The sequence below is a fragment of the Kitasatospora sp. NPDC059088 genome, from assembly GCF_042738155.1.
Lineage (GTDB): Bacteria > Actinomycetota > Actinomycetes > Streptomycetales > Streptomycetaceae > Kitasatospora.
In genome coordinates this window covers 11,658-18,230 of the sequence record NZ_JBHYGR010000164.1, presented here as the reverse complement: position 1 = coordinate 18,230, position 6,573 = coordinate 11,658, and the positions used below count along the sequence as shown (strand labels likewise).

At 74.6% G+C, this 6,573-nt stretch carries 10 protein-coding genes; all 10 read left to right on the top strand.

What is annotated here, in order from left to right; genetic code table 11:
* Positions 1 to 129: 129 nt before the first annotated feature.
* Positions 130 to 2,256, top strand: a complete 2,127-nt coding sequence (locus tag ACFWXO_RS40320; protein WP_380530966.1) for a hypothetical protein — start codon at positions 130 to 132, stop codon at positions 2,254 to 2,256.
* Positions 2,257 to 2,474: 218 nt separating this feature from the next.
* Entirely contained in the window at positions 2,475 to 2,663 is a 189-nt protein-coding gene (locus ACFWXO_RS40315; protein ID WP_380530963.1) for a hypothetical protein, read from the top strand.
* A gap of 28 nt (positions 2,664 to 2,691) precedes the next feature.
* Positions 2,692 to 3,129: a hypothetical protein gene (locus tag ACFWXO_RS40310; RefSeq protein ID WP_380530961.1), complete on the top strand. Its 438-nt coding sequence runs from the start codon at positions 2,692 to 2,694 to the stop codon at positions 3,127 to 3,129.
* 10 nt (positions 3,130 to 3,139) lie between these two features.
* Positions 3,140 to 3,328, top strand: coding sequence for a hypothetical protein (locus ACFWXO_RS40305; protein WP_380530958.1), 189 nt, complete (start codon positions 3,140 to 3,142; stop codon positions 3,326 to 3,328).
* A gap of 11 nt (positions 3,329 to 3,339) precedes the next feature.
* A complete protein-coding gene (locus ACFWXO_RS40300) occupies positions 3,340 to 3,612 on the top strand; it encodes a hypothetical protein (protein ID WP_380530955.1) in 273 nt (90 codons plus the stop codon).
* Positions 3,613 to 3,732: 120 nt separating this feature from the next.
* Complete coding sequence (locus tag ACFWXO_RS40295; RefSeq protein WP_380530952.1) at positions 3,733 to 4,380, top strand: hypothetical protein; 648 nt, start codon at positions 3,733 to 3,735, stop codon at positions 4,378 to 4,380.
* A gap of 142 nt (positions 4,381 to 4,522) precedes the next feature.
* Positions 4,523 to 5,107 carry a hypothetical protein gene (locus ACFWXO_RS40290; RefSeq protein ID WP_380530949.1) on the top strand — a complete coding sequence of 195 codons (585 nt, stop codon included), beginning with the start codon at positions 4,523 to 4,525 and terminating at the stop codon, positions 5,105 to 5,107.
* Between the two features lie 110 nt (positions 5,108 to 5,217).
* Positions 5,218 to 5,832 carry an SAM-dependent methyltransferase gene (locus tag ACFWXO_RS40285; protein ID WP_380530969.1) on the top strand — a complete coding sequence of 205 codons (615 nt, stop codon included), beginning with the start codon at positions 5,218 to 5,220 and terminating at the stop codon, positions 5,830 to 5,832.
* A gap of 8 nt (positions 5,833 to 5,840) precedes the next feature.
* Positions 5,841 to 6,188, top strand: a complete 348-nt coding sequence (locus ACFWXO_RS40280; protein ID WP_380530946.1) for a hypothetical protein — start codon at positions 5,841 to 5,843, stop codon at positions 6,186 to 6,188.
* Positions 6,189 to 6,205: 17 nt separating this feature from the next.
* Complete coding sequence (locus tag ACFWXO_RS40275; protein WP_380530943.1) at positions 6,206 to 6,478, top strand: hypothetical protein; 273 nt, start codon at positions 6,206 to 6,208, stop codon at positions 6,476 to 6,478.
* Positions 6,479 to 6,573 lie beyond the last annotated feature (95 nt).

Below are 6,573 nucleotides of genomic sequence, written 5' to 3'. Positions count from 1 at the left end.
TGACCGCCTCTGTTTGCTGTCTCTGCCCCCCCCCCCCCCCCCCCCCCCCACCCCCCCCCCCCCCGCGCCCGCGCGCCCCCCCCCCCCGCCCGCCCCCCCCCCGCCCCGTTCCGGCTGGAGACCGCCGCCATGACCAAGAACACCAAGAACACCGCACCGCGCGTGAACTGGCAGGCCGGCCACGGCCTGCTGACCGGCACCATGAACGGCACCCTCGGCGCCCTGTCGACCACCGCACTCGGCCACGCCACCGGCCTGCCCGCCGGATGGGCCCTCGCCGCCGGCGCCGCCGGAGCCCTCGGCACCCTCGGCGCCGGGCTGCGCCACAAGCTCACCGGGGCCACGCTCGCCTTCCGCGGCACGTGCTGGATGGCCGCCGGCGGCTGGTCGTCCTGGGCGCTCGCCCACGGCGGCCCCTGGCAGTGGGGCGAGCTCGGCTCGCTCGCCGTCGCCGGGATCGCCGCTGGAACGTTGGGCGCCGCGTTCGCCGCCCACGAGGAGGTCGAGCAGGCCAAGCGCCAGCACCTGCTGCTGATCGGCGCCCGCCGCCAGCTCGCCGCCGACTGGACCGACCGCATCCGCCGCGTCTGCAACGTCGAGGTCACCGTCCTCGGTATCGAGCACTGGCCCTCCGGCGCCGGCTACACCCTGGAACTGGAGCTGCCCGAGGGCGGCACCACCCGCCGCGCGATCGCGGATCGCGGCGAGGCCCTCGGCTCCGACCTCGACCTGCCCGACGGCTGCGGCCTCCAGGTCATGCCCGGCATCTCCCGCCGCCGCGTCCTCATCCAGGTCACCACCAAGGTCATCACCGCCGAACTCACCTTCCCCATCGACGAGATGGCCGAGGTGACCACCGTGAACAACCCGATCCCGGTCTCGCTGCTCTCGGACGGGGCGCGGGCGGAGATGGACCTGCGGCAGTCCTCCACGATCGTCACCGGCCCCACCGGCAGCGGCAAGACCAACTGGCTCCACACCCTGATCGCCCGGCTCAACCAGACGAACGACGTGCTGGTGTGGGTGATCGACCTCAACGCCGGCTCCATCGGCCTGCCCTGGCTCAACGCCTGGCGCGACGCCCAGCTCGCCCGCCCCGGCTCCCGCTGGGCCGACGCCGACATCCCCGTGCCCGGCGTCGACTGGGTCGCCTCCACCCCCGCAGAGGCCACTCGCATGCTGGCCTCTGCGGTCCGGATCGCCAAGCACCGCAAGGCCGCCTACCAGGACGCGATGCGCGACGCCAACGACGACAAGCTGCCCGTCGGCCCGACCATCCCCGAGATCGTCATCGTCATGGACGAGGGCGCCGAGGTCGCCGCCACCCGCGAGGCCCGCGCAGTCCTCGCAGGCATCTCCGAGGTCATCCGCATCGCCCGCGCCATGGCGATCCGCGCCGTCGTCTCCGTCCTGCGCGTCACCCAGGACGTCATGCCCGACCCGCTCGTCCGCAAGATGGCCTCCAACCGCCTCGCCACCGGCGCGTTCGAGGACTCGGAGCTGGGCCACCTCTTCGGCTGGCGGGCCCTGCGCGCCGAGGACTCCTTCTCCGGGCCGGGGTCGGTGCTGGCCGGCACCGAGGGCAAGCAGCCCGCCAAGGCCCGCCAGTGGCGCATCACCCCCGACATGATCGAGGAGATCAGCGCCATCACCGCCCACCGCCGCCCCGCCCTCGACGCCCCCTCCCTGGAGGCCGCCGGCACCGACTACACCAACCGCTGGACCATGGAGCGCTGCGGCCACCTCTGGGCCGGGAACGAACCCGTCACCGCAGGAGCGCCCGCCGCACCGGGCACCCCGGCCAGTCCGGCATCCGGCGGACCGACGGCCGGGCAGAGCAAGGGCGCCGCCGCGGTCGGCGGCTGGAAAGCCACCGCCGGATGGGACAAGCCCGCCGAGCCGACCGGGCTGGACGACCTGGAGTCGCTCTGGCTCCTGCCCGCCGCCCCCGAACCCGGCACCGCCACCCCGGAGGGCACCGACTGGGCCGACCCGTCCACCTGGTCCACCGGCCGCGAGGACACCGCGTCCGAGACCCCGGACGCGAAGGACGCCGCCCTCGCGCTACTGCGCGACGCCGGCCCCGAGGGCACCGGCGCCTCCGCCATGGAGAAGGTGCTGCAGCCGAAGTTCGGCACCCGCCGCCAGGCCATCGCCGGATGGCTCAAGGCCTGGGCCGAGAGCGGCGAAGCGGTGCGCGTCGGCGAGGGCAGCAAGACCCGCTACGTACACCGCGACCACGCCACCGGCGCCTGACCCCACCGCCTGTCCTGTCGCCTGTCTCCACCCCCGGCAAGGGGGGTCATCCACCTGTCGCGAGGCCTGTATCCCCCCTCTGACCTGCGGACGACAGGCGACAGGACAGACGACAGGACAGGCACGCGACAGGACAGGCGACAGGCGAAGCACCCCGCCCCGGCCGCGGCCGGGGCGGGCTCCTGGCACCCGCTCACAGTCCCCTGGAAGGACCCGCCGTGATCGTCTCGATCAGCACCACCGTCGTCTTCGCGATCCTCTCCGTCGTCCTCATCCGAGGCCGCCGCGTGTCCCTGCCCACCGCCCTCGTGCTCTGGCTGAGCGGCTTCACCCTCGCCTCCACCGGCCTCGCCGACCCGGTGAACACCTTCCTCACCACCCTCACCCGGATCGTCTCCGGCCACTGACCACCCACCCCTCGACAGGAGAAGCACCGTGGACCACACCCCGTACCCGCAGCCCGCCCCGGTGCTCTACACCGCCGAGGGCCAACCCCTGTACGCCACCGCCCCGCTCACCAACCCGCCCGCCCTCTACCAACCCACCACCGCGCAGCCCGTCCCGCTCTACGCCCACCCGCCCATCCCGCAACAGCCGACCGTCCTCCTACCGGCCCCCGCCCCGACCGCGCAGCCCGCCACGGTGCGCGACCCGTGGCCCGCCCGCCTCGCCGCCGGAGGAATCGGCCTCGGCGCCGCCGGCCTCGGCATCGGCTACGCCCTCCAGGCCGTGGCCGCCGCCGGCAGCAGCCTCGGCGGACTCGCCGTCATCGGCGCCGGCGCCTACTGCCTCGCCAAGACCCGCGGCACCGGCGGCGGGGGCGGCCACGGCGCCGTGAACGTGCAGGTCACCGTCTCCAACCGCAACCGCTGAACGGACCGCCTTGACCAACCCCCTCGACCCCGCCGGCCTTCTCAACACCACGAACTACGAACTCGCCCAGGTCTACGCCAAGTACGGCACCCTGCCGCCCGCCGACCACGCCCACCTGCTCGCCCTGCTCGCCATCGCCGACGCCCTCCGCGCCCTCACCGACCAGCTCAAGCCCGAACCGCAGCCCACCACCCCCTGAGCGGAGAATCCATGACCCGCCTGCGCGTGACCTGCTACCTCTGGCCGGACCCCGTGATCTACCTGGTCGAAACCCCCCGCCCGAAGTGCCCCCAGTGCGGGGGCGCCGGCTGGTGGACCGACGACTACGACGACGAGGTCGGGGAGTGCGAGAACGCCGAGTACGTCAACTGCGGCTGCTGGAACCCCGACCGGACCCGCCGCCTGCTGCCCGTCCCGCGCTGGATCGCCCGCCGCTGGCTCGGCTGGACCCCGCCCGACTACGCCACCGAAGCGCCGTTCTAGCCGTGCCCGACCGCCCTGCCCGACCGGCCGTGCCACCCGGACCACCGCCGCACCCAGCGGCGGGGCCCGGATGGTGCGGGGGACGGACAGCCCGCTCCCGCCGACCGCTCTGGAGAGCCCGTGACCCTGCCCTGGCACAAGAGCCTGACCGCCAGCGTCCACGCCCTCGGCGCCGCCGCCAACGAGGCCCGACTCGCCGCCCGCGCCGCCCGGACCACCCTCGACCTGTACAGCCTCGACCGGCTCAACCCCGCCGAAGGCCGGGTCACCCAGCCCGGCGTCGTCTACAACACCATGTCCTTCCACCCGCACACCAAGGCGCTCTACCGCATCGCCGGTCTCCACCGCACCACCGCCGACCTGCTCCACAGCCTGTACGTGACCACGACCCGCGCCTACGCCGACGGCGCCATCTGGGCCATCGGCCAGGTCCTCGACGGCAAGGAGCCGGAAGCCGTCCACGGCCTGCGCACCGACAACGGCCAGTTCGCCGTCGTCGGCCCGCTCCCGTTCATCGACGCCGGCCTCAACCGGTGGCCCGGCTGGCCCGAGCTCAACGCCGCACGCGCCGCCATGCTCTCCTGCCAGGCGGCCTCGGACATGGCCGAGGACATCGCCGCCGCGGACCACGTGACCGAGCGCGAAGCCGGCGAGATGTTCGACGCCGGCCGTCACGCCGAAGGACTGCCGGACGCCGCCTACACCTTCGGCACCCACGCCGAGCAGGCCCTGCGGCACGTCCTGCGCGCCGCCCGCCACGCCGCGTAACGCCCGAACGCGACCGACGGCCCCACCAGGCCCAGTCGGATCACTTCACCACACAGCACGAAGCCCCGCGGCAGCCGTCATTTCTTGGCAGAGAGCCGGTTGCCGCGGGGCCGTGCATCCCCTTAACAGAGATGGGACCAGCATGCCCGAGTTCGACCCCTTCACGCTCGCCGTCGTGGACGAGGACTACGACGAGCGGTACGGCGACAGCCAGTTCGGCGCCTACCTCAACGAGCACGCCGACCAGCTCGACGACAGCGACTGCCTGATCTCCGGGGCGGAGTTCGCCACCCTGGTGTGGACCGTCGCCACCGTCCCGGTCATGGCGCCCGGCTACGTGCGCACCCGGCCCGACCTGCTCGCCGTCACCGCCAGCCCCGCCGAGGACAACCCGGCCGACCTGGTCCTGCGGATCACCGTCCCCCTGCCGCACCGCGTGCTCAACGCCCGCCCCGGGCCGGGCCAGTGGCTGGACTGGGAGAACGACGGCTACCGGCTCGGCCCCTGGTCGGCCAAGGTCGAGCCGCTCCCCGGCCGCCGGCCGGCGCTCACCCTCACCGCCGACATCCTCCTGCCCATCCCCGCCGACGAGCTGGTCACCCCGCCCGTGCCCCTGCCCCGCGCGGAGCTGACCCGCACCGCCAAGCGCACGGTCGCCCGCCTCACCGAGCACGTCAACACCCACGGCGGCCCCGCCGTCGCCGCCCTGTTCGGGGGTGCCCGGTGAGCACCCGCGGCCTCTTCGCCACGGCCCGCCCGGCCGCCGGATGGCTGCCCGCCCGGCCCTGGAACGGCCTGACCGTCCTCGACGCCTACTGCTGCCAGGGCGGCGCCGGCATGGGCTACTACCTCGCCGGATACAACGTCCTCGGCATCGACCTCACCGACCAGCCGCGCTACCCCTTCGCGTTCGTGCAGGCCGAGGCGGTCGCCTTCATCGCCGAGTACGGGCACCTCTTCGACCTCGCCCACGGCTCGCCGCCGTGCCAGCGCTACACCCGCTGCCAGAAGATCCGCCGCCGCGAGCACCCCGACCTCATCGCCCCGACCCGCGCCGCTCTGGAAACCACCGGGCGCCCGTGGGTCATCGAGAACGTCGAGGAGGCCCGGGCCGAACTGCGGGACCCGGTGATGCTGTGTGGGGCAGCGTTCGGCCTGCACACCTACCGCCACCGCCTCTTCGAACCCGGCGGCCTCGCCATCGCACCGCCGCCGCACCCGGAACACACCGCGCCGAACGCGAAGATGGGCCGCCCCGTCGGCGAGGGCGAGTTCATGCACGTCGTCGGCAACTTCTCGAACGTCCCGCTCGCCCGCAGCGAGGCCGTGATGGGCATGCCCTGGGCCACCCGCGACGGCCTGCGCGAGGCAATCCCCCCGGCCTACACGCAGCTGATCGGCCGCCAGGCCGCCCAGCACCTCGGCCGGGGCGTCTGGCGGGCCGCCACGTGAGCGGGCGCGTGCCGCCCCTCGCCGAGGCAGAGCTGTGGCGCGCCGTCATGGCCGCCGCAGCGGGCCGCTGCCAGTGCCGCGGCACCTGCGGCACCAGCCACGACAAGGACGGCGGACGCTGCCCCGCCGTCCACGGCACCTACCAGACCAAGCACGGCCGGGGCTGGGTGCGCCTGCTCGCCGCCCCCGCCGAGCCCGCTGCTCTGCTGCTACCCACGCACCGGGCCGCGGCCCTGCCCAAACAGCAGCTGGCCGCATGGTGCGAGCACTGCCACCAGGCCACCCGCCGCGCCGCCGACCAGGCCCGGCAGGCGAGCGCACCGGCCGGCGAGCCGGATTCCCTCTTCGACCTCTGACCCGCCGGGAGGCTCCCGTGTCCATCAAGCCCGTGCCCCGGTACACCGCCGGGTGCGACGTCTGCGACTCCGTCTACGGCTTGGCCCCCGTCTTCGAGTGCGCCGCCTACTTCGACACCCGCGAGGCCGCCGCCGAGGCGGTCCACGCCGACCCCGACTGGCTGGTCACCACCGATGGCCGCGTCATCTGCCTCGACACCGACGACCCGGCCCACCAGGCCGCCCTCGACGCCCTGATGCCGCCCGCCCCGGCCGCCGTGTGCGACGGCCAGATCGCCCTCGACTTCTGACACCCCGCCACCCGCGGCCCGCCCCCCCCCCCCCCCCCCCGGGGGGGGGCCCCCCCCCCCCCCCGCGGGGGGCCCCCGCGGGCCCCCCGGAACCC

What these genes read in the sequence shown, in the direction of transcription:
- ACFWXO_RS40320 (WP_380530966.1), top strand. Translation starts at nt 130, where the DNA reads ATGACCAAGAACACCAAGAACACCGCACCGCGCGTGAACTGGCAGGCC.
- ACFWXO_RS40300 (WP_380530955.1), top strand. Translation starts at nt 3,340, where the DNA reads ATGACCCGCCTGCGCGTGACCTGCTACCTCTGGCCGGACCCCGTGATC.
- ACFWXO_RS40290 (WP_380530949.1), top strand. Translation starts at nt 4,523, where the DNA reads ATGCCCGAGTTCGACCCCTTCACGCTCGCCGTCGTGGACGAGGACTAC.
- ACFWXO_RS40285 (WP_380530969.1), top strand. Translation starts at nt 5,218, where the DNA reads ATGGGCTACTACCTCGCCGGATACAACGTCCTCGGCATCGACCTCACC.